This window comes from Spirosoma aerolatum (assembly GCF_002056795.1).
Lineage (GTDB): Bacteria > Bacteroidota > Bacteroidia > Cytophagales > Spirosomataceae > Spirosoma > Spirosoma aerolatum.
Genome location: NZ_CP020104.1, coordinates 5,879,421 through 5,898,155, shown reverse-complemented (window position 1 = coordinate 5,898,155; position 18,735 = coordinate 5,879,421). Strand labels below are relative to the sequence as shown.

The 18,735-nt window shown below is 48.5% G+C and carries 17 protein-coding genes; 4 read left to right on the top strand and 13 right to left on the bottom strand.

Annotated features, from left to right (window positions below; all coding sequences use genetic code 11):
- Nucleotides 1–20: 20 nt before the first annotated feature.
- A complete protein-coding gene (locus tag B5M13_RS24440) occupies nt 21–752 on the top strand; it encodes a class I SAM-dependent methyltransferase (RefSeq protein ID WP_080058159.1) in 732 nt (243 codons plus the stop codon).
- A gap of 6 nt (nt 753–758) precedes the next feature.
- On the opposite strand, the gene B5M13_RS24435 is transcribed toward B5M13_RS24440, so the two are convergent.
- Nucleotides 759–2,426, bottom strand: coding sequence for an amino acid permease (locus B5M13_RS24435; protein ID WP_080058158.1), 1,668 nt, complete (start codon nt 2,424–2,426; stop codon nt 759–761).
- Between the two features lie 143 nt (nt 2,427–2,569).
- Here B5M13_RS24435 and gldA point away from each other — a divergent pair, with 143 nt between their 5' ends.
- A complete protein-coding gene (gldA, locus tag B5M13_RS24430) occupies nt 2,570–3,487 on the top strand; it encodes a gliding motility-associated ABC transporter ATP-binding subunit GldA (RefSeq protein WP_080058157.1) in 918 nt (305 codons plus the stop codon).
- A gap of 259 nt (nt 3,488–3,746) precedes the next feature.
- Here the strand turns inward: gldA and B5M13_RS24425 are convergent, their stop codons facing one another.
- The 3 genes from B5M13_RS24425 to aroB form a co-directional block, all read right to left on the bottom strand.
- A complete protein-coding gene (locus tag B5M13_RS24425; RefSeq protein WP_080058156.1) occupies nt 3,747–4,187 on the bottom strand; it encodes a transposase in 441 nt (146 codons plus the stop codon).
- A 115-nt stretch (nt 4,188–4,302) separates the two neighbouring features.
- Entirely contained in the window at nt 4,303–4,836 is a 534-nt protein-coding gene (locus B5M13_RS24420; protein ID WP_080060068.1) for a DUF4136 domain-containing protein, read from the bottom strand.
- 122 nt (nt 4,837–4,958) lie between these two features.
- Nucleotides 4,959–5,999, bottom strand: coding sequence for a 3-dehydroquinate synthase (gene aroB / locus B5M13_RS24415; protein WP_080060067.1), 1,041 nt, complete (start codon nt 5,997–5,999; stop codon nt 4,959–4,961).
- Between the two features lie 90 nt (nt 6,000–6,089).
- On the opposite strand from aroB, the gene B5M13_RS24410 reads away from it, so the two are divergent.
- Together B5M13_RS24410 and B5M13_RS24405 are read left to right on the top strand one after the other, a co-directional pair.
- The gene (locus tag B5M13_RS24410) at nt 6,090–7,331 is read left to right on the top strand and encodes an MFS transporter (protein ID WP_080058155.1); all 1,242 of its coding nucleotides are present in this window, start codon (nt 6,090–6,092) and stop codon (nt 7,329–7,331) included.
- Between the two features lie 47 nt (nt 7,332–7,378).
- Entirely contained in the window at nt 7,379–8,137 is a 759-nt protein-coding gene (locus tag B5M13_RS24405; RefSeq protein ID WP_080058154.1) for a hypothetical protein, read from the top strand.
- A 204-nt stretch (nt 8,138–8,341) separates the two neighbouring features.
- Here B5M13_RS24405 and B5M13_RS24395 read toward each other — a convergent pair whose 3' ends face one another.
- The 9 genes from B5M13_RS24395 to pheS form a co-directional block, all read right to left on the bottom strand.
- Nucleotides 8,342–8,695, bottom strand: coding sequence for a DUF5615 family PIN-like protein (locus B5M13_RS24395; protein ID WP_080058152.1), 354 nt, complete (start codon nt 8,693–8,695; stop codon nt 8,342–8,344).
- Complete coding sequence (locus B5M13_RS24390; protein ID WP_080058151.1) at nt 8,692–8,913, bottom strand: DUF433 domain-containing protein; 222 nt, start codon at nt 8,911–8,913, stop codon at nt 8,692–8,694. The genes B5M13_RS24395 and B5M13_RS24390 overlap by 4 nt, the downstream gene beginning before the upstream one ends.
- A 422-nt stretch (nt 8,914–9,335) precedes the next feature.
- Nucleotides 9,336–11,966: an ATP-dependent chaperone ClpB gene (gene clpB / locus B5M13_RS24385; RefSeq protein WP_080058150.1), complete on the bottom strand. Its 2,631-nt coding sequence runs from the start codon at nt 11,964–11,966 to the stop codon at nt 9,336–9,338.
- Between the two features lie 243 nt (nt 11,967–12,209).
- Nucleotides 12,210–13,166: a TspO/MBR family protein gene (locus B5M13_RS24380; protein WP_080058149.1), complete on the bottom strand. Its 957-nt coding sequence runs from the start codon at nt 13,164–13,166 to the stop codon at nt 12,210–12,212.
- A gap of 31 nt (nt 13,167–13,197) precedes the next feature.
- The gene (locus B5M13_RS24375; protein ID WP_080058148.1) at nt 13,198–14,286 is read right to left on the bottom strand and encodes an SDR family NAD(P)-dependent oxidoreductase; all 1,089 of its coding nucleotides are present in this window, start codon (nt 14,284–14,286) and stop codon (nt 13,198–13,200) included.
- Nucleotides 14,287–14,455: 169 nt separating this feature from the next.
- Nucleotides 14,456–15,832, bottom strand: a complete 1,377-nt coding sequence (locus B5M13_RS24370) for a DUF937 domain-containing protein (protein ID WP_080058147.1) — start codon at nt 15,830–15,832, stop codon at nt 14,456–14,458.
- A gap of 103 nt (nt 15,833–15,935) precedes the next feature.
- Nucleotides 15,936–16,130 (bottom strand): exodeoxyribonuclease VII small subunit, encoded by a 195-nt coding sequence (xseB, locus tag B5M13_RS24365; RefSeq protein WP_245859467.1) that lies wholly within the window; start codon nt 16,128–16,130, stop codon nt 15,936–15,938.
- A 69-nt stretch (nt 16,131–16,199) separates the two neighbouring features.
- The gene (locus tag B5M13_RS24360) at nt 16,200–17,402 is read right to left on the bottom strand and encodes an exodeoxyribonuclease VII large subunit (protein WP_080058146.1); all 1,203 of its coding nucleotides are present in this window, start codon (nt 17,400–17,402) and stop codon (nt 16,200–16,202) included.
- Between the two features lie 102 nt (nt 17,403–17,504).
- On the bottom strand, nt 17,505–18,563 hold the full coding sequence (gene pheS / locus B5M13_RS24355) for a phenylalanine--tRNA ligase subunit alpha (protein ID WP_080058145.1): 1,059 nt from the start codon (nt 18,561–18,563) through the stop codon (nt 17,505–17,507).
- Between the last annotated feature and the right edge of the window lie 172 nt (nt 18,564–18,735).

Genomic DNA, 18,735 nt, shown 5'->3' with positions numbered 1-18,735 from the left:
CGGCAATAGTATTCGATCTTATGCAGCAGATAGGCCTTTTACTCGTTATTTCATTAGTCGCCTGTGGTCAGCAGTCGGCCCAACAGCAAACAACTACGACCAGACAGGCTGATACGACGTCGGTTTATCAGTTTCGCACGCCCAGCCGCGATGGTATCGGGAAGGTCTATCAGGGCCGCGAAATTGCGCAGGTGATGGGTCATCTGGGAGCCGCCTGGCTCGAACGCCCGGAGCGCGAACAGGAAGAACGAACCGACTTGCTTCTGAAATCGCTTGAGCTGAAACCGACCGATGTCGTTGCCGACATTGGTGCTGGAACCGGTTTTTTTACCTTTCAGATGGCCCCTAAGCTTCCCAACGGGAAGGTGATCGCCGTTGACATTCAGCCCGAAATGATTGCCTATCTGAATCAGGGAAAAGACAAACGCAAACTCACTAACGTGGAGCCTGTGCTGGGCACCGAATCAGATCCGAAACTAAAGCCCAGCAGCATCGATCTAGCTATCCTGATTGATGCCTACCACGAGTTTTCGTTCCCACGCGAAATGATTTCCCATATCGCAACGGCTCTAAAGCCTGGTGGCCGCCTGGTACTGGTTGAGTACCGGGCCGAAGACCCTGCTGTGCCTATCAAAGAACTGCATAAACTAAGCATCGCTCAGGCTACGAAGGAAATGAAAGCAGCCGGATTGCGATTGCTGAAAAGCGATGATCGCCTTCCGCAGCAGCATATCATGTTCTTTGGCCGCTAAGACTCATTAGACCACCAATTCCTTCTGAGCTAACTTGCTCTTCCGAAATCCGTACGAAAAGTATATAACCAGCCCAATTACCAGCCAGACCACGAAAATCGCCCAGTTCGTAACACCTAGTTCGGTCATCAGGTAGAGGTTCGTCAGAATGCCCAGTATGGGCAATAGAGAGAAGTTTTTCTGAAAAGCGAGTACCGACATGACTGCCCAGGTAAGCCAGAAAACAGCTATAAGTGGTTTTTCGGCAATGCTTGACATCAAGCCTCCAGAGTAGACTACGTATCCGAACAGCAGCAGGAAACCAAGTCCAATGATGTATTTCCCATTTACGTAAGGAACCCGGAATTTCGACTGGGCGGAAATTCCTTTAGCATCCAGAAACAAAATGCCGCCACATACCAGAATGAACGCAAAGAAGGTACCCACGCTGGTTAGGTCGATGAAAAACTGCATATCCAGAAACAGCGACGGAACGGCTACCAGAACGCCGGTAATAATGGTTGCAAAGGAGGGAGTGCGGAATTTTGGATGAATTTCAGAGAATTTTGGCCATAGAAGCCCATCACGGCTCATGGTCATCCAGATGCGTGGTTGCCCTAGCTGATAAGCCAACAGGGCGCTCGTAATCGCTACGACAGCACTGACCGAAATAATGCCTGCCATGAAGTTGAGGTTCAGTTTCTGGAAAACATAGGCCAGCGGATCATCGACACCCAATTCTTTAAAATTCACCATACCCGTTAAAACCAGCGTGATCAGAACATACAGAATGGTACAGATCACCAGGCAGTATATCATGGCGCGGGGCAGGTCCCGTTGCGGATTGCGGCACTCTTCGGCCGTAGTCGAGATGGAGTCGAACCCGATAAACGCAAAGAATACCGAAGCTACACCACTCAATACCCCTTTCACCCCATTCGGAGCAAAAGGCGACCAGTTGGCTGGTTTTACATAAAACACGCCGACGCCAATTACCAGCCCAATCACGCAGAGTTTCAGCAATACTAACAGATTACTGGCATTTCTCGATTCTTTGATGCCAATGTACACCAGGGCTGTAATCAATACCGTGATGAGTCCAGCCGGTAAATCCATGATGATTTTTAACCCACCCAGCGAAGGCGCCTGATCGTAGGCAGTTGCCAGTGCCAGTACATTGGCAGGAAGGACTGTAGCTGCTGGACGAGCTGCCTGCACTTCTTCGAAAGCTCGGTGAGCTGATCCATAATCAGTAGCGAGCCAACCAGGGAAGTTGACCCCAAATCCTGACAGCATGGATGTAAAGTACTCCGACCAGGAAATCGCCACCACCATGTTCGATACGGCATATTCGAGGATGAGCGCCCAGCCGATGATCCAGGCAAAAATTTCACCGAACGATACATAAGCATAAGTGTATGCGCTACCACTCACCGGCACTGTACTGGCAAACTGCGCATAGCTCAGCGCCGTAAATACGCAGGCAATAGCGGTAAAAACGAATAGCATCGATACGGCTGGTCCCCCGTTGAAACTAGCCCGGCCAATGGTGCTGAAAATGCCAGCTCCTATAATAGCGGCAATACCCAGTGAGGTTAAGTCACGAACCCCAAGCACTTTCATCAGGTGGCTGGAGTCGCCTGAACCGGCATCGCCGATGGCTTGTGTGACGGTTTTTTTTCGAAAAATCGACATGTATAGACGGAGAGAAAACGCGTTCTATGGACGTTAAACCCTAAAAATAGAAATTCTTTCCGGTTTTTAACTAGTTCCCTGTACATTCGCCTTATGCCAATTCGCTATCGGCTTTCGTTGATGAGATAGTCGCGCAGTTAACTATGTCTATTCAGGTTCAGAATCTTACAAAACAATACAATCAGCAACGGGCTGTCAATCAGATTTCCTTTTCCGTACAGCCGGGCGAAATCGTCGGTTTTCTGGGGCCAAATGGGGCTGGGAAATCTACCACCATGAAAATCGCTACGGGGTATATTCAACCAACAGAAGGAACTGTAGAAGTTAATGGCTTCGATGTGCGTACACAGCCAATGGATGTTCGCCGAAGCGTTGGGTATTTGCCTGAACATAACCCGCTTTATCTTGATTTGTATGTAAAGGAATACCTGCGGTTTGCGGGGTCGTTACATGAGTTACGGGGGGGAGATTTAAACCGTCGGATTTCCGATATGATCGAGCTGGTTGGTCTTGGTCGGGAGCAGCACAAACGCATTGGGCAACTGTCGAAAGGATACCGTCAGCGGGTTGGTCTCGCCCAGGCGTTACTACACAATCCTCCCGTTTTGATACTGGATGAGCCGACAACAGGCCTTGATCCGAACCAGTTAGCCGAAATTCGGCAGGTGATTCGCGACGCCGGACGCGACAAAACGGTTCTGTTTTCGACCCATATCATGCAGGAGGTCGAAGCAATCTGCGACCGGGTGATTATCATTAATCGCGGAAAACTGGTGGCTGATGGGCCATTAAGCCAGCTCAGAAGTGCCTCGGGTGGCGACCATGTGGTGGTTGTGGCTGAGTTTGAAGGTGAGCTGGAAAATCCAGCCGTGCTAACTACCCTTGTTGGTGTGGAGCAGGTAGAGCCTTTAGGTGCGGGTCAATACCGAATCTCAGCTCGGCCCAATACTGATTTACGAGCTACCATTTTTCGACTCGCTGCCGACCAAAATCTGACCCTCGTCGGTCTCCGTCAGCAGGAAAATTCGCTGGAAGGAATTTTTAAGGAATTGACGAAGTAACGCGTAACGCGGGTGGGAACCCGCGCTTTGTTTATAAACAAGTTAGCTTCTGTACAAAGCGCGGGTTCCCACCCGCGTTACTCAAAGTCGTATTTGCAGTAGCTGTGAGCCCAGTCCTGCCAACGTGAAGCCAACCCTGCTTTGACTGGATTCGTCATAATATAGGCAACGATTCGGTCGAACGATTTACTGTTTCTTACGACATGATCGTAGCTTTCCGAATGCCAGAATGGGCGACCTTTACGGTTAAGATGGGCGTTTATTTTTTGGCAGAATTCGCCTTCATACTACCTATAACGCCATAAAATGGTCTATTCTGCTGATTATTAGTAACCAACAGATGGACATGATTAGGCATAATGCAATAAGCATGAAGGTCAAACTGTTCCCCATCTCTGAAATGGATAGATTCTTTAATAATATCAGCGGTCGGCTCATTAATAAGAGAATAGGTTTCTTGCCCAACTTTATCCAGATACGAGTCTATTGATAAAAAATACCGGCCTTTCCAGCGTTTTCTAATAGAATCGACAGGGACATCAGGCGATTGCTCAATCTGTCGGGCTAAAAAATGTTCGTGATTGGCCAGAAGCTCGGTTAAAATGTGATAAGGCAGGGTGCCATGAAGGCGATAGGTAATAAACAACGTTTCGCCCGGAGGCATAATATGAGGTAAACGTCGGCGATAGGGTTCGTGCATGAACACTATACGTAGATGCTGTTAAAAAGTAACGCGGGTGGAAACCCGCGCTCTATAGATTCAAACTTGTCTATAACAGAGCGCGGGTTTCCACCCGCGTTACTTTTTAGTTGCGTTACTTTGCGGCTGCCATGAGGGGGTATTGGTCGAAAATGGACCGGACGATGCCTTTGAAATAATTGTTCTTAAAGTTCTGATTGCGCATCATTTTGGAGGCATAACCTTTCCAGATCACCTGATACGATTCGGCGTCGATCAGCGAAATCATTAGCGTGCCTTCGTCCAGGTTGTAGTCGATGCGCTTATAGGTAGCGTCGTCGTCTTCGCGAACTACCCAGTCTTTAATAACGGGCTGCTGATAGCCCCGGAAACGCAGATCGGAACGGAAAATGTTGTACGAGATTAAGAGGTTTGGGCTACGGTTGCTGACTCGGTAGCCACGGGCTTCCATCTGGTGCCGGATCGCATCCTGAATATCGGAGCAGAGTAGGGTCGAATCGACGAATTCGCACTCCAGGAAATTGAATGATTCGTAATTTTTAAAATGACCTTCGTAGCTATAATCATGCTCCACAAACAGTCTACTCGATGAGCACCCCGCCATAGCTATTGCGGCCACTGCAAACAGAATTCCGATGTACGTTTTCATACGGGCATTTGTAAAAGTTTCAATCAATAAGCTTTATAAACTAGATTAACTCAGTTGCGTTATTCTGACCGAACTCAAATATAATCGTAAATGTTTGGCAAACAATAGTATAAGGCCAATTTTTAATTCTTGTTTATCCCCCGGTAAAAATCCAGTCCACGGCGCATTTCAGCACTCGTTACCGATACATCAAAGGCACAACTACCGGGTCCATCGAGTAAGGCCATTCGAACATCGCGCCCCCGGTTTTTCTTGTCCTGTAACGTCAGCGCCAAAATCGGATCAATATCTTCGTCGTTCAGTTTAACATTACCATATACGGAAAATATGTACTCTTCGGTTGCGGTCAATAGCGATTGATCGATCATTTTTTTCTGAAAAGCGATAAAAGCCTCTGTAATCATGCCTACAGCGATGGCTTCGCCGTGTAATAATCGCTTGCGGGGCTGCGTCAGAAAGTAGGTTTCGACAGCGTGGCCGATGGTATGCCCAAAGTTCAGAATCTTACGCAGGCCTTTTTCGGTCGGGTCCTGTTCAACGACGCGTTGTTTTACGGCTACCGAATGAGCAACCAATCGGGGCCAGTCCTGCTCGTCCAGGTCGCGTCGGCGGATTTCTTCCCACATCGCGGCATCGGCAATCAGGCAGTGTTTGATAATTTCGGCAAAGCCCGAACGAAGCTCCCGCTCAGGTAAGGTCGTTAGGAAATGGGGTTCGATAAGTACGGCATCGGGTAATTTGAATACACCAATATGATTTTTAAAGCCGTTGAAATCAATGCCGAGTTTGCCACCTACGCTGGCGTCGACCTGTGCCAGTAGGGTAGTGGGTATCTGGGCAAAGGCAATGCCCCGCTTGTAGGTAGCCGCACAAAACCCACCCATATCGCCAATAACGCCCCCACCGAGGTTTAGCACCAGCGCATGACGATCGAAATTGGCACGGGTCAGAGCGTCCCAGATCAGTTCGCAGGTGGCAATGTGTTTTTGTTCCTCTCCGGCTTTGATCCGAACCAGCGTGTGCTTGGGTAGCAGAGCTTTCAGCTCGGGGTAGCAGAAACGAAAGGTGTGGTTATCGACAATGACGGCAATGGCCGAAAAATTGTGTGCGTCGAGGAAAGCAGGCAGGCTTTCGGCGATTGGGGCAATGGTTACGGTTGACATGCTGTAAAAGTACATTAGTCTTTGATTGGGATAAAGTCCAGTCTGTAAGTATTTTTGGCTTTCTCTCCCTACTTCTTTCCTCTAAGCCCTATGAAGGTTCGTTACCGTGTGCTGGCTGGTTTATTTCTGCTCTCCACCATCACCTACCTCGACCGCGTTTGCATGAACGTGGTCAGTAAATATGTTAAAGATGATCTGGGTCTCGATAATGAACAGTTTGGCTGGATTCTGGGTGCTTTCTCGTTATCGTACGCGCTGTTTGAAATTCCAACGGGTACACTTGGCGATAAAACCGGACCTCGGCGGGTACTGACGCGTGTGGTGTTGTGGTGGTCTGGGTTCACAGCCCTTACAGGAACGGCGTTTAATTTTATGTATCTGCTGATTGTTCGATTCCTGTTTGGGGCTGGCGAAGCAGGGGCTTATCCAAATGCGTCGATTGTAATTGCCCGCTGGTTTCCGGCAGTTGAAGTAGGTCGGGCGCAGTCGGTGATTTGGGCGGCTGGTCGCCTGGGGGGGGCGCTGACGCCACTGCTGGTTATTCCGTTGGTGCATTACGCGGGCTGGCGCTGGGCGTTTGCGGTGCTGGGTATTGTGGGTGTACTTTGGGCCATTGGCTGGTATGCCTTGTTTCGGGATGATCCGACTGAACAGAAAGGTATCAGCGAAGCTGAAGTTGCAGAAATTGAATCGGGGCGTCGGATCAAGCATACCGATCACCGCATTCCCTGGACAACCATTATCCGCAACCCTGATTTGTGGGCGCTGATGCTCATGTGTCACCTGTTCTTCTACGGTTCATATTTCTTCACTAACTGGTCGTCGGTATATTTTCAGGAAGGGCGGGGCTTATCGGAAGACCAGACCAAGAATTTTATTTCACTTTCCTATTTTCTGGGCGCTGTTGGTTGCTTGGTAGGTGGTGGATTAAGCGATGTATTGACCAAGCGCTATGGGCTTAAAATTGGCCGAAGAGCCGTTGGTCTGGGTGGGTTAGGCCTTTCCAGTCTTTTCTTTCTGCTGGCCGGACTAACCACCGATAACGAGTTGGCTGGTTATTTACTGGCTACCTGCGTATTGATGAAAGACCTGGCCTTACCCGTAGCCTTTGCTGTTTGTGTCGACATTGGCCAGCGTAATTCGGGAACAGTAACGGGGGCAATGAATTTTGCCGGACAGTTGGGTGGGTTTTTTATAACCATTCTGTTTGGGATCATTGTTAAGCAAACGCACAATTTCAATTATCCGCTGTTTATGATTGCGGGTTGTTTACTGGTCAGCGCTCTACTCTGGCTCCGTATCGACCCAACAAAACCTGTGGCTATAAAGTAATTAGTAATAAAGATTCGCGCTGTTCGTGTTCACGATAAATAGATACTATGCGTAGTCTGACCATTCATATTCCAAAACCCTGCCACGAGCGCTGGGAGGGAATGCAGCCAACCGAACAGGGCCGTTTTTGTGCCAGTTGCCAGAAAACGGTAGTTGACTATTCGGCCTTGTCAGACCAGGAATTGGTCCAGTTGTTGAGGAATACTTCAGGACAGATTTGTGGCCGTTTTCGTGATGATCAACTAAACCGGGCTCTGTCTTTAACGCGTCCGAGCCAGCCGTTTAGCTGGCGTCGCTGGGTAGGTGTACTGGCAACGGCTTTGCTGAGTTGGAAAACGAGCCTTGCCCAATACAACTCTTTAGGTAGACCGGTCTCTTCCCGGCCTGAGATTGCTTTATCGCCGATTTCTGCTCATGGCATCGGCGCCATGACGGAGTGGACAGTTTCGGGCCGTGTCATGCTACAGGATTCAACGGGGCAGGTATTTCCGGCTGTTGGGGCGTATGTCAGTATTGGCGGGACCGCAAAAGGAGCCTGCATCCAAACGGATAGTGCTGGTAAGTACACGGCGACTATTTCTGGGGAGACTCAAAATACGAAACTGACCCTCGTGGTGAATGGAACCTATCGAAGCCGTGAGGTGACTACGTTGGAGGTTAACCCTTCTACACGGGCAGTAATGGTAAATGATATTGTTATTGTGTTGCAACAGCAGCCGCGTATGGTGAATATTGTCGGTGGTGGGCTTACCCTTGTGCGTGCCCCTTCACGCTGGCAGAAGATTAAACGGAAGCTATTTCGGTGAGAAAACCGTCAAATTGGGAAACAATCCATAGCCTCCAGATAGAAGCTAAGTTTGTTCGATTAGTCGGCTATATACAAAAAAGCCCGGCTACTTTTCAGGGGCCGGGCGTGTGGGCTTTAGCCCGGTATCAGTTACAATTCAATTTCATCAGTAGGATGAACTTTTTTGACATAGAAATACGGTGAGCGGGCGAAGTAGAAGAAGCTAACGATATAATTCCAGACAGCCCTGTTCCTCTTTTGACTGAATAAAATCCTTAATTTTATCGAAGTGAGTGATTAGCAGATTGGCTAGTTCATCAGTTATGATGTTGCCAGTTCGCAGCCAGATAACCTTAGGTGGAGTACCGCGTAAGGCGCTTAGTTCGTCATAATCTTCATCATGCGTGACAATGACGAAGTTATTACGTTTTGCATAGTCCCAAATCAGCCCATCTTTACGGCTAAGTAAGCCCAGGCGTTTCACCTGTTCACTACCTAAATATAAGTGAGCTAATTTCCTGACAATTCGGTAGGATATGTTTTCATCAAACAACAGCTTGAGCATCAAATCACTCATACAATCACCCGTACTTTTCGTTCACGGTCGGCTGCGTAGAGCAGACAGGCCCGAATTTGCTCTTCGTTCAGTTCAGGGAAGTCTTCGATAATATCGACAAAGCTCATTCCCAAGCCTAGCCAGCCCAGTACGTCGTATACACTGATGCGCGTACCCGTAATGCAAGGCCGTCCAAACCGAATTTCGGGATCGATGGAAATATAATTTTGATACGTCATGGTTAGATATGGGTGACTATCTATAAAGAGAAACTAAGCAATTTCACTACGTAATTATTTACCATTGAAATCAATTCTTTCCCGTCGATCAGCTTTAGATAATGTTGATAAGCTTTAGTAGCATATTTTCTAATAACATCAGCTGAGAACCTTAAATTAGTAATCATAACCCCAGTACTGGCTTTGAATCATCTACTTGAATATTAAGTTTTCCATCCCCAATTCGGAATAAGAAACGTTCTAATATTGATACTATAGGATCAGAAGCAACAACGCTATTAATGTGCTGTAGATTTTTTAGCAGTACTGAGGATGATACAATAAACTTCATGAGTCTGAAAAGTTATCTGCATAAATATACAAAAAGCCCGGCTACTTTTCAGCGGCCGGGCGTGTATCTACGGGCTTTAGCCCGGTATCAGTTATAACTCAATTTCAGCGTCCAGATTGTTGAAAGCAATTTCACCATCAGGATTCAACTCCATCAACACGACCGAATCTTTCTTCACTTCACCCGATAGGATGCTCTTCGACAGTTCGTTCAATACCCGGCGTTGCAAGACACGTTTCAACGGGCGGGCGCCAAACTGTGGATCGAATCCTTCTTCGCCTAGTTTGGTCAGGGCTTCGTCGGTCGCATCAAGTTGGATACCGTTTTCGGCCAGCCGTTTTTTGATTTCGTTGAACTGAATGTCTACGATCTTGCGAATGTTAGCCTGCGTGAGTGGCTCGAACATCACAATTTCGTCGATCCGGTTCAGGAATTCAGGCCGGATGGTTTGTTTCAGTAACTCCAGCACCGCCCGTTTAGCTTCGTCTAGCACCAGCGAGTGGTTCCAGCCCTCATCTTCGGCAAACTTCTCCTGAATCAGATGGCTACCGATGTTCGACGTCATGATGATGATCGTATTCTTGAAGTTTGCCGTACGTCCTTTGTTGTCGGTCAGACGACCTTCATCGAGTACCTGCAACAGAATGTTCCATACGTCGGGGTGCGCTTTTTCAATCTCATCGAGTAGCACAACTGAGTAAGGTTTCCGACGGACGGCTTCGGTCAACTGACCGCCTTCGTCGTAGCCAACATATCCCGGAGGGGCACCAATCAGTCGGCTAACAGCATGACGCTCCTGATACTCCGACATATCGATCCGCACCATCGCGTTCTCATCATTGAACAGGTATTCGGCCAGCGTCCGGGCTACTTCAGTTTTACCAACCCCCGTGGTGCCCAGGAAGATAAACGAACCAATAGGCCGTTTGGGGTCTTGCATACCGGCTCGGCTTCGACGTACGGCATCCGAAACCACTTCAATAGCCTCCTGTTGGCCCGCTACGCGCTTACCGAGTTCTTTTTCCAGATTGAGCAGTTTTTCGCGATCACTTTGCAGCATCTTCGATACCGGAATTCCCGTCCATTTGGCAACCACTTCGGCAATGTCTTCAGCCGTAACTTCCTCCTGCATCATTCGATCCGAGGAGTTCTTGCTCTGCTCCGCGCCCCCTGCTCCCTGCAATTGGTTCAGCTTGGTTTCGATCTCAGGAATTCGACCATAACGAATTTCGGCTACTTTGCCATAATCACCCGAGCGTTCAGCCTGTTCGGCTTCCAGACGAAGTTTGTCGAGCTGTTCTTTCAGGGTCCGGCCTTCGTTGACCGACGCTTTTTCAGTTTCCCACTTGGCTTGCAGGCTATTACGTTGCTCGGTTAGGTCAGCAATCTGTTTATTCAGAACCGTTTCTTTCTCTTTATCCTGTTCCCGACGAATGGCTTCGCGCTCGATTTCAAGCTGCATGATGCGCCTATTCAGCTCGTCCAGTTCTTCAGGGACCGAGTCCATTTCCAGACGGAGCTTGGCTGCGGCTTCATCCATCAGGTCGATGGCTTTGTCGGGCAGGAAACGGTCGGTAATGTAGCGGGTCGAGAGTTCAACGGCAGCAATAACGGCGTCGTCTTTAATCCGAACCCCGTGGTGTAATTCATATTTTTCCTTGATACCGCGCAGGATCGAAATGGCATCGGCCATGTCCGGCTCATCAACCATAACGGCCTGGAACCGACGTTCAAGCGCTTTATCTTTCTCGATGTACTTCTGATACTCTTTCAGCGTTGTGGCACCGATGGTATGTAGTTCACCCCGCGACAACGCTGGTTTGAGCAGATTGGCCGCATCCATAGCGCCTTCACCACCGGCTCCTGCGCCAATCAGTGTATGGATTTCGTCGATAAACAGGATAATCTGGCCGTCGGAGTCCGTCACCTCTTTGATAACGGCTTTCAGACGCTCTTCGAACTCGCCTTTGTACTTGGCACCCGCAATGAGCAGTCCCATATCGAGCGAGACGATGGTTTTGGTTTTCAGATTTTCGGGTACGTCGCCCGATACGATGCGCTGGGCCAGCCCTTCGACAATAGCCGTTTTACCAACACCCGGCTCACCGAGCAGAATCGGATTATTTTTGGTACGGCGGCTCAGAATTTGGAGTACCCGACGAATTTCTTCGTCACGACCGATTACGGGGTCGATTTTACCCGTACGTGCCCGTTCGTTAAGGTTGATGCTGTACCGTTCTAATGATTGATATTTTGCTTCAGCGTTCTGGTCTTTCACTGAGTTTCCTTTTCTAAGTTCGTTGATGGCCGCTTTCACTTGTTTTTCGTTGAAACCGGCATCTTTCAATAACGTTGCAATTTGGTCTTTACCTGCCATAAGTCCCAGCAACATCAGTTCGACGCTGACAAATTCGTCGCCAAATTCTTTGGTAATGGTGCTGGCTTTGGCTAAAGCTGCGGCTGTATCGTTGCTTAGGTATACGCTTCCATTCCCGCCCGACACCTTCGGATAGGTAGTCAGGATGGCCTGTAAAGCGCTGGTCGTATTCTGTAGATTGATTCCCAATTTCTTGGTGACAAATCCAATCACGTTTTCATCTTCCGACAGGATCGCCTGGAGCAGGTGACCTGTTTCAATGGCTTGCTGGCCGTTGCCGAGGGCAATTTCCGATGCCTTCTGTACGACCTCCTGTGCTTTGATGGTGTAATTCTTAAAGTCCATGAGTCTTAGGAATGAATAATGGATAAGCAAAAATGGATAATGGGATCTGAGAACCATCCAGCATCATTCATTCTACATAATTTAGTAACAAATCATGGGCCGTACTAGTTTTTCGGACATTTTGGCTTGATTTGCTTGATTTTCTGGTGAAATTCGGTCAAAATGGCAATGGTTGTATAGGCTAAACAACTAAAAAAGCCGCCCTTATTTCTAAGAGCGGCTTCTGCTGGATAAGCGTTAATATTAATCAAAATTCTCTATTTCAATTGGTTTAGTACGCTCGCGAGCGATTGCTGCCTGAACAGGTTCCGCAGTTTCGACGGGACCTGCCAGTACTTCGGCTTCGGTATCGTGAACCACGATTCGGTTGTAGTCATGAAATTTGCCTTTGGGAAGCCAATAAGCCAGGAAACCGACATAAGCAGCCGCCAGCGTAGCCGCTGTCCAGCCAACCAGTGGGTGCTTATTCCACTGGCGATTGGCAATACCTGAAAAGCCAGCTACAAACGGTAGCATATACCAAGGATCGTTTAGCCGACGACCAATCAAATAACCTGCCCCGGCTGTCGCACTCAGAATACCCGATGCAATAGCTTCATCCCGTTTTTTGTCAGAATGCCAAAGACCGAGCGTTAGTAGGGTGTTGGGTGTACCGACAACTGTAGCTGCCGTGAGCCAACCCGCATACAGACTGACAGGAATACGCAGGTATTTTTCGGGCGATGGAACATCCGTCTTTCCTATTTCCAGACTATGATGCAACGCCAAAGCGGCAGGTAGATTGAATTTGGTCGTTAGATCGGAGATGACAATGCTCTGCGGATCGTTTTGGGAGAAAAACCGTCCAAATAGCGCATTGAGTGCCCAACTAGTCCACCACCAGGGTAATGCCTGTATATAACGCGGGTTTCGCTCCTGACTTGGCAGGGCCTGGTGAACGGAGAGCGCTGTTAAGCCTGTGTAAATCGTTGACCAGACCACACCGAACGCCCACCCGGCAGGAACCAGGCTGTTTTTCTCAAAAACATGCTGGTATTCAGGTGGTACATCATACTCGTATTCGGAGCCGCTGGGTTCGTCGTCATCTTCGTCGTTAGTATTGGCCTGTGATCCTGAACTATTGCTAAGAACGGTTGTGTAGAGAATACTGCCTACCGCAATAACGGCTGTGGCAATTCGCCAGAATGATGAGTTTTTCATGACTTATGTAGTGGCTGGGTGTTTTGCGTAATTATGCGCCTACTTCGTCTTCGACCATTTCGGTTTCCCGAGCAACGACCTTTTCAGCCTTGTTCTTGGTGGATTTATAAGCGTCCACCAGCGAGTCGACTACATTGTCGGTCACAGACGAGAGCGCGTCTGAAATCGTGTCGCCCCAGGATTTCGCTTTATAGCGATACTTGGCCCGGTCAATGGCATTCGAGTTGGCGTAAGCTACGCCTAATGCGATACCCGCTAGAACAGCAATGCCGAAGCCGATCCCCCAGGTAGCAGCTGACGATGACTTTTCGGTTTCTTGTGGTTCGGGCTTTTGTGCCATTTTGTTCCGCATCACGGCCGCCAGGGTTTCCTGAGGGGCTACATAGGCAAGAATTTCGTACGACTTATTTTTCAAACCACCCGGAATTACCTTGTGCTTGCCAGCCATTAAGGCATCATAGCCAGCCTTAGCTACCATGAGCGGGTCTTGTACGTCGTCGGTAACTTTGGTGTTATCGGCTCCCGCTTTATGGAAGAAATCAGTATCGGTTGCATTGGGCAGGAGCGCTGTAACCGTCACATTCGTATCCTTCAGCTCGTTGATAAGCGATTGGGTGAAATTGTATACGTACGCTTTCGTTCCGGCATATACGGCCATCATGGGGTTGGGCGTAATGGAGACGATCGAGGCCAGGTTCAGAATCTTACCATCATTCCGTGACAGCATATCATACAAAAACAACTTGGTCATCTGGGTGAGGGTGAGCACATTGAGGTGGATCATGGCTTTTTCGCGCTCCCAATCAGTATCAGTCGCAAACATACCATAGAGACCGACACCGGCATCGTTGACCAACACATCGACGGTTAGACCTTTTGCCTTCACCTGATCATATACATTTTGTGCGGCATCTTCTGTCGCTAGGTCTTTGCCAATTACGGTTATTTGCTGAGTACCATAGTTATTTTTGAAAACCTCTGCCAGTCGATCCAGTTTCTCGTCGCTACGGCCCACCAACACTAAATTATAGCCATCCTGAGCAAACAGTTTGGCAATTTCCTGACCGATACCACTGGAGGCACCTGTAATCAGGGCGGTTTTTCCTGTTTGTGTGTTCATAACAGTTTATTAGTTAGTCACTATGGGTTATGAACTGTAGCTGAGTAAAGTTGTTTAGAGAAAACGGAGAGAAATTCGTTATGGATATAGAAATTATAAGTAAATGAAAACGCCTTCCCATGTGTGCAGGAAGGCGTTTTGCTATCGGTGATCTGGTTAAACAGCACTGTTATTTGACCACCACTTTCAAGTCAATTTTGCGTAGGGTGGGTTTGGGTATACCTGAAGTATCGGCTTTGGAAACACCTGTTCCTCGCCCAATGGCGTCGAGTCGCATATAGTCGATCCCTGCCGCCATCAATCGGTGCTTGATTTCAACTACTCGTTTGAACGACAGGCTTTTATTCGTCATATCGCCTTTGGCATCGTTGGCATAGCCTACCAGTTGAACCTGCAGACGAGGATAGGTTTTTAGAAGCGTCGTTAACTCAGCAATACCAGCCTCTGAGCCTGGAGTCATTGAAAATGAACCCGGTGGGAATGTGATTGAGGTAAGCGGAAAAACACGCCCTTTGGGTAAAGCGGCATTGCCCAGGTAAGGCGCTATTTTGTTGGTCAGATCGCCAGCGGCTGCTACCGTTGTGGAAGGGGCAGCTGTAGTGATGGCGGCTACCGAGGTTGATTTGGGTGGCGTTTTGGCAGATGAGTCGATAGGAACGGCCAGCGACCGGGCTACGGTATCAGTCTGAACAGTGTCGCTGGTGATAGTTGTCACATCTTTTACTTCTTCCTGACCATCTGAATAGCGCTGCGTGTTTTGATAGAGATAATAGCCACCAACACCGAGTGCTACGGCGATGAGTGCCCCAACTCCCCATTTCGTTAAGGTTTCATTGTCTCCATCGGATTCATCGACAGGCTCATAGCTGACGGCTGGTCGTGTAGCCGTTGCGGTTGATCGGCCCGACGACTCTGCTGCCCGTCGGGCGGGCATGGCCAGACCTGCTACAACCTGATGTAAGCCTACTTTCTCCACTAGTTGCGGCATAAAATCCTCTGGCACCGCATTGACTAATGTTTCGCGTTCAGTAAATAGGGAAGCGGCCAGTCCATCTGCATCCAACTTCTGATCTTTAACCTGTTTACCCAGTACATGAAGAACAAGCGACGTGATTAAGCCTAACAGCGCAATAGCCGACGAATTACGGATTCCGGCATAACCCGAAATCATGTTACCAATCGAACTTTTCATAGCAGGTAGTAAGTGACTGATCACGTCGTTACCCTGCATGATAAGCGTATTCGTTAAAGTTGGCTCGCGAAGAACGGTAGCCATATTTTCGGTTAGCGACCCATCAAACCGACCTTTTTGAATATGATTATAAAGCTGATTAACACCTATTTCGCTGGTGGTCCGTTTCATTAAGCCCCCAACAATCGTATAGACAAGACCGTTGACGGCTTTGGTAGTTTTAGCAGGTGGTTCGTCGATGTACGTTGCTATGCGCGACAGAACATCTGAACTTAATACATTCGTTATATTGGCGAATAAATTCATATTTTCAACAGACTCAATCAGGCGGTAAGTGGGCACTTCTTCATTCATCACAACCGATCGCTGGCACAAAGTACCCCTTTATTTTCACAGGGGATAAAATTAGGCAAGGTTTAGCAAAGGTTAGATACGACCTTATAATAAAAATCCTAATTTATCGCTTTGGCAGTTTTTCGATAACTTCCTGGTACTCCGTTTCCACTGCCCGAAGCCGTTCCTGGCAGAATGTAATGAGCTCGGTAGCCAGCCGGATTTTGGCAGGTAGTTCATCCAGAGGGACTTGCTCGTTTTCAATTTCGTCGACCAAGGTTGTCAGTTGGTCGTAGGCTTCCTGATACGTCATTTTCATAGAGGTGAAAGTTATCGACTCGTAAATTAGTAGAGTGCATGTAGCCCGGCACCGTCTACTTTCTGACCGTTACGACTCTAAAACAGTAATAGTGATCGTTCCGTCGCGCATCTGTACCTGAAGTGTTTCGGCTGGTTGTACGTTAGCAGCCTGGGTAATGATTCGCCCATTACGAAGCAGGAGTGCATAACCACGGCGTAATACATTCGATGGGTCGAGGTGGCGTAGGGTAACGGCTTTTTCGGTAAGATCGGTATGGCGTTCGCGGAAGTACGTCTGGCTCACAAACCGTAGCCGTTCGGTTTCCCGATCCAGATTTTCCCGAGCTGTCAGCATAGCCTCCCGAGCCACAACTCGGAGCCGTTCGCGAAGTTGCAGGCAGCTTTCTTCAAATTGTCGATTGTGTTCAATCAGGAAAGCAGCCGCTTTGGTTGGGGTTTTCACACTCTGATGACAGAGTAGATCGGTGATACTCACATTGCGCTCATGCCCGATTCCGGCCAGAATGGGAATACCGAAACCCGCTACCGTATGGCCCATCAGATAAGTGTCGAACGAACCAAAATCAAGCTGCGAACCTCCTCCCCGCACCATCACAACAGCATCGTATGAAATACTACTGAGCCGGATACGTTCCAGTTGTCCACATATGGCTCGCTCGGCACCCTGTCCCTGTACCTGCGTCAGGTATTCATCGACCACAAAATCGTATCCAAGCGGATTCTGGGCCAGTTCGTGCCGGAAGTCCCGCCATCCATCTGAATTGGGAGCCGTAATTAGGGCTATTCGCTGGATAACAGCAGGGCGTGGCAAAAGCTGGTTAGCAGTGATGTAATGTCCTGCTTCGAGCCAGACCAGATCCGGGTGATTTTTGACGAGTGAGTCTAGTACGGCCTGTCGCTCCCGTTCGAGGTTACCAAGTGTGTACGACGGGTCTATTTTCAGAATTTCCAGGCGTAAGCCGTACACCGGATTAAACGCAACGGATACTAGCAGTAGCAACTGAATATTTCGCGCGAAGGCTACTCCCGTTTCCCGTTCAAAATCACCAATGGTATGGTAATTCCGTCGCCAGATGCAGGCTTCCAGTTTGGCCACCGTCTCGCGACTGGCGGAGTCACGCTCAACCAGCGTCAGAAAGCAATAGCCCCGATCTGGATAATTCTTGATATCGCTCGTTTCGGCGACTACCCACATCGCTTTCTGCCCAAAAGCTTCATCCAGAACAGCTTCAAGGGTAAAGGCCAGATCAGAAAGACGGATGGGAGACATATAATAATGATTGAATTGTTGAATGACAGAATGATTGAATGAATAAAAGACCTGCGCCTGTCGATTCAATCATTCAATCATTCTGTCATTCAATCATTGTAGTTAGAGTCCTTCAAATTGACGGAGGAAACGGACGTCGTTTTCGGTGTAGAGTCGTAAATCGTTCACGACGTATTTTAACTGAGTAATGCGTTCGATCCCCATACCGAAAGCAAAGCCTGTATATTCTTCGGGGTCGATTCCACAGTTGGCAATCACCTGAGGATCAACCATTCCCGAGCCAGCAATTTCTACCCACCCCGAATGCTTACAGATGTTACAGCCTTTGCCTCCGCAGATCTGGCATGAAATGTCGATTTCGGCACTCGGTTCCGTAAAGGGGAAGTAGGATGGCCGGAACCGAATCTGCGTACCCGGCTCGAACATCTCTTTTACGAAGTGGTAGAGTGTATCTTTCAGGTCTTTGAAACCAACATTACGGTCAATGTAAATTCCTTCCACCTGGTGGAACATACAGTGCGCCCGGGCTGAAATGGTTTCGTTCCGATAAACGCGGCCAGGCATAATAGACCGAATGGGCCGAAATTCGGTACCGAATTTCTGTCGTTCCATCAGACGAATCTGAACATTAGAGGTATGCGTACGTAGCAAAACGTCAGCAGAAGGGGACCCGCTTTCTGACTTCTCGATGAAGAACGTGTCCTGCATGTCGCGGGCAGGGTGGTTATCGGGGAAGTTCAACGCGCCAAAGTTGTACCAGTCGGTTTCGATTTCAGGCCCATCAGCTACGTTGAAGCCAATTCGCTCAAAAATTTGAATGATACGTTGCCGAACCAGCGTGAGCGGATGTTGAGTGCCGGTCAGATTCGGGATGGTTGGTAACGTCAGATCGACTGGGGGAGCACTATTGGCAGCAGCCCGTTGCTCTTCTATAAGCTGACTGAATGAATCAAAACGCTCCTGAGCTAGATTTTTTAACCCATTCAATTCCTGTCCAACTGCCCGGCGATCGGCTTGAGGAACGGTTTTCAAGTGTTCAAACAGCTCCGTTATAACGCCTTTGCGGCTGATGAACCGCATCCGAAACTGTTCTAATTGCTCGGGTGAGCTAATCGTATAGTGGTCAATCTCCTGGTAGAGGTCTTTTACTTTATCCAGCATAGGTTACTCATTTAGCCATTCGCTAGTGCAAAGGTAGGGAAAACATAAGAAGAGCAGCCCAATCTGTGAAATAAGGTCGGTGTAGAATGGGGCTATCGATGGCTGAATTTGGGCGTTATCAAGATGGGAATAGAAATCATATTATTGATGTATTGTTGAGTTAATGGCTATA

What these genes read in the sequence shown, in the direction of transcription:
- B5M13_RS24425 (WP_080058156.1), bottom strand. Translation starts at nt 4,187, where the DNA reads ATGCACGAACCCTATCGCCGACGTTTACCTCATATTATGCCTCCGGGC.
- B5M13_RS24360 (WP_080058146.1), bottom strand. Translation starts at nt 17,402, where the DNA reads ATGTCTCCCATCCGTCTTTCTGATCTGGCCTTTACCCTTGAAGCTGTT.
- B5M13_RS24395 (WP_080058152.1), bottom strand. Translation starts at nt 8,695, where the DNA reads ATGAGTGATTTGATGCTCAAGCTGTTGTTTGATGAAAACATATCCTAC.
- B5M13_RS24370 (WP_080058147.1), bottom strand. Translation starts at nt 15,832, where the DNA reads ATGAATGAAGAAGTGCCCACTTACCGCCTGATTGAGTCTGTTGAAAAT.
- B5M13_RS24440 (WP_080058159.1), top strand. Translation starts at nt 21, where the DNA reads ATGCAGCAGATAGGCCTTTTACTCGTTATTTCATTAGTCGCCTGTGGT.
- B5M13_RS24435 (WP_080058158.1), bottom strand. Translation starts at nt 2,426, where the DNA reads ATGTCGATTTTTCGAAAAAAAACCGTCACACAAGCCATCGGCGATGCC.
- B5M13_RS24410 (WP_080058155.1), top strand. Translation starts at nt 6,090, where the DNA reads ATGAAGGTTCGTTACCGTGTGCTGGCTGGTTTATTTCTGCTCTCCACC.
- aroB (WP_080060067.1), bottom strand. Translation starts at nt 5,999, where the DNA reads ATGTCAACCGTAACCATTGCCCCAATCGCCGAAAGCCTGCCTGCTTTC.
- B5M13_RS24380 (WP_080058149.1), bottom strand. Translation starts at nt 13,166, where the DNA reads ATGAAAAACTCATCATTCTGGCGAATTGCCACAGCCGTTATTGCGGTA.
- xseB (WP_245859467.1), bottom strand. Translation starts at nt 16,130, where the DNA reads ATGAAAATGACGTATCAGGAAGCCTACGACCAACTGACAACCTTGGTC.
- pheS (WP_080058145.1), bottom strand. Translation starts at nt 18,563, where the DNA reads ATGCTGGATAAAGTAAAAGACCTCTACCAGGAGATTGACCACTATACG.
- B5M13_RS24405 (WP_080058154.1), top strand. Translation starts at nt 7,379, where the DNA reads ATGCGTAGTCTGACCATTCATATTCCAAAACCCTGCCACGAGCGCTGG.
- B5M13_RS24390 (WP_080058151.1), bottom strand. Translation starts at nt 8,913, where the DNA reads ATGACGTATCAAAATTATATTTCCATCGATCCCGAAATTCGGTTTGGA.
- B5M13_RS24375 (WP_080058148.1), bottom strand. Translation starts at nt 14,286, where the DNA reads ATGAACACACAAACAGGAAAAACCGCCCTGATTACAGGTGCCTCCAGT.
- gldA (WP_080058157.1), top strand. Translation starts at nt 2,570, where the DNA reads ATGTCTATTCAGGTTCAGAATCTTACAAAACAATACAATCAGCAACGG.
- clpB (WP_080058150.1), bottom strand. Translation starts at nt 11,966, where the DNA reads ATGGACTTTAAGAATTACACCATCAAAGCACAGGAGGTCGTACAGAAG.
- B5M13_RS24420 (WP_080060068.1), bottom strand. Translation starts at nt 4,836, where the DNA reads ATGAAAACGTACATCGGAATTCTGTTTGCAGTGGCCGCAATAGCTATG.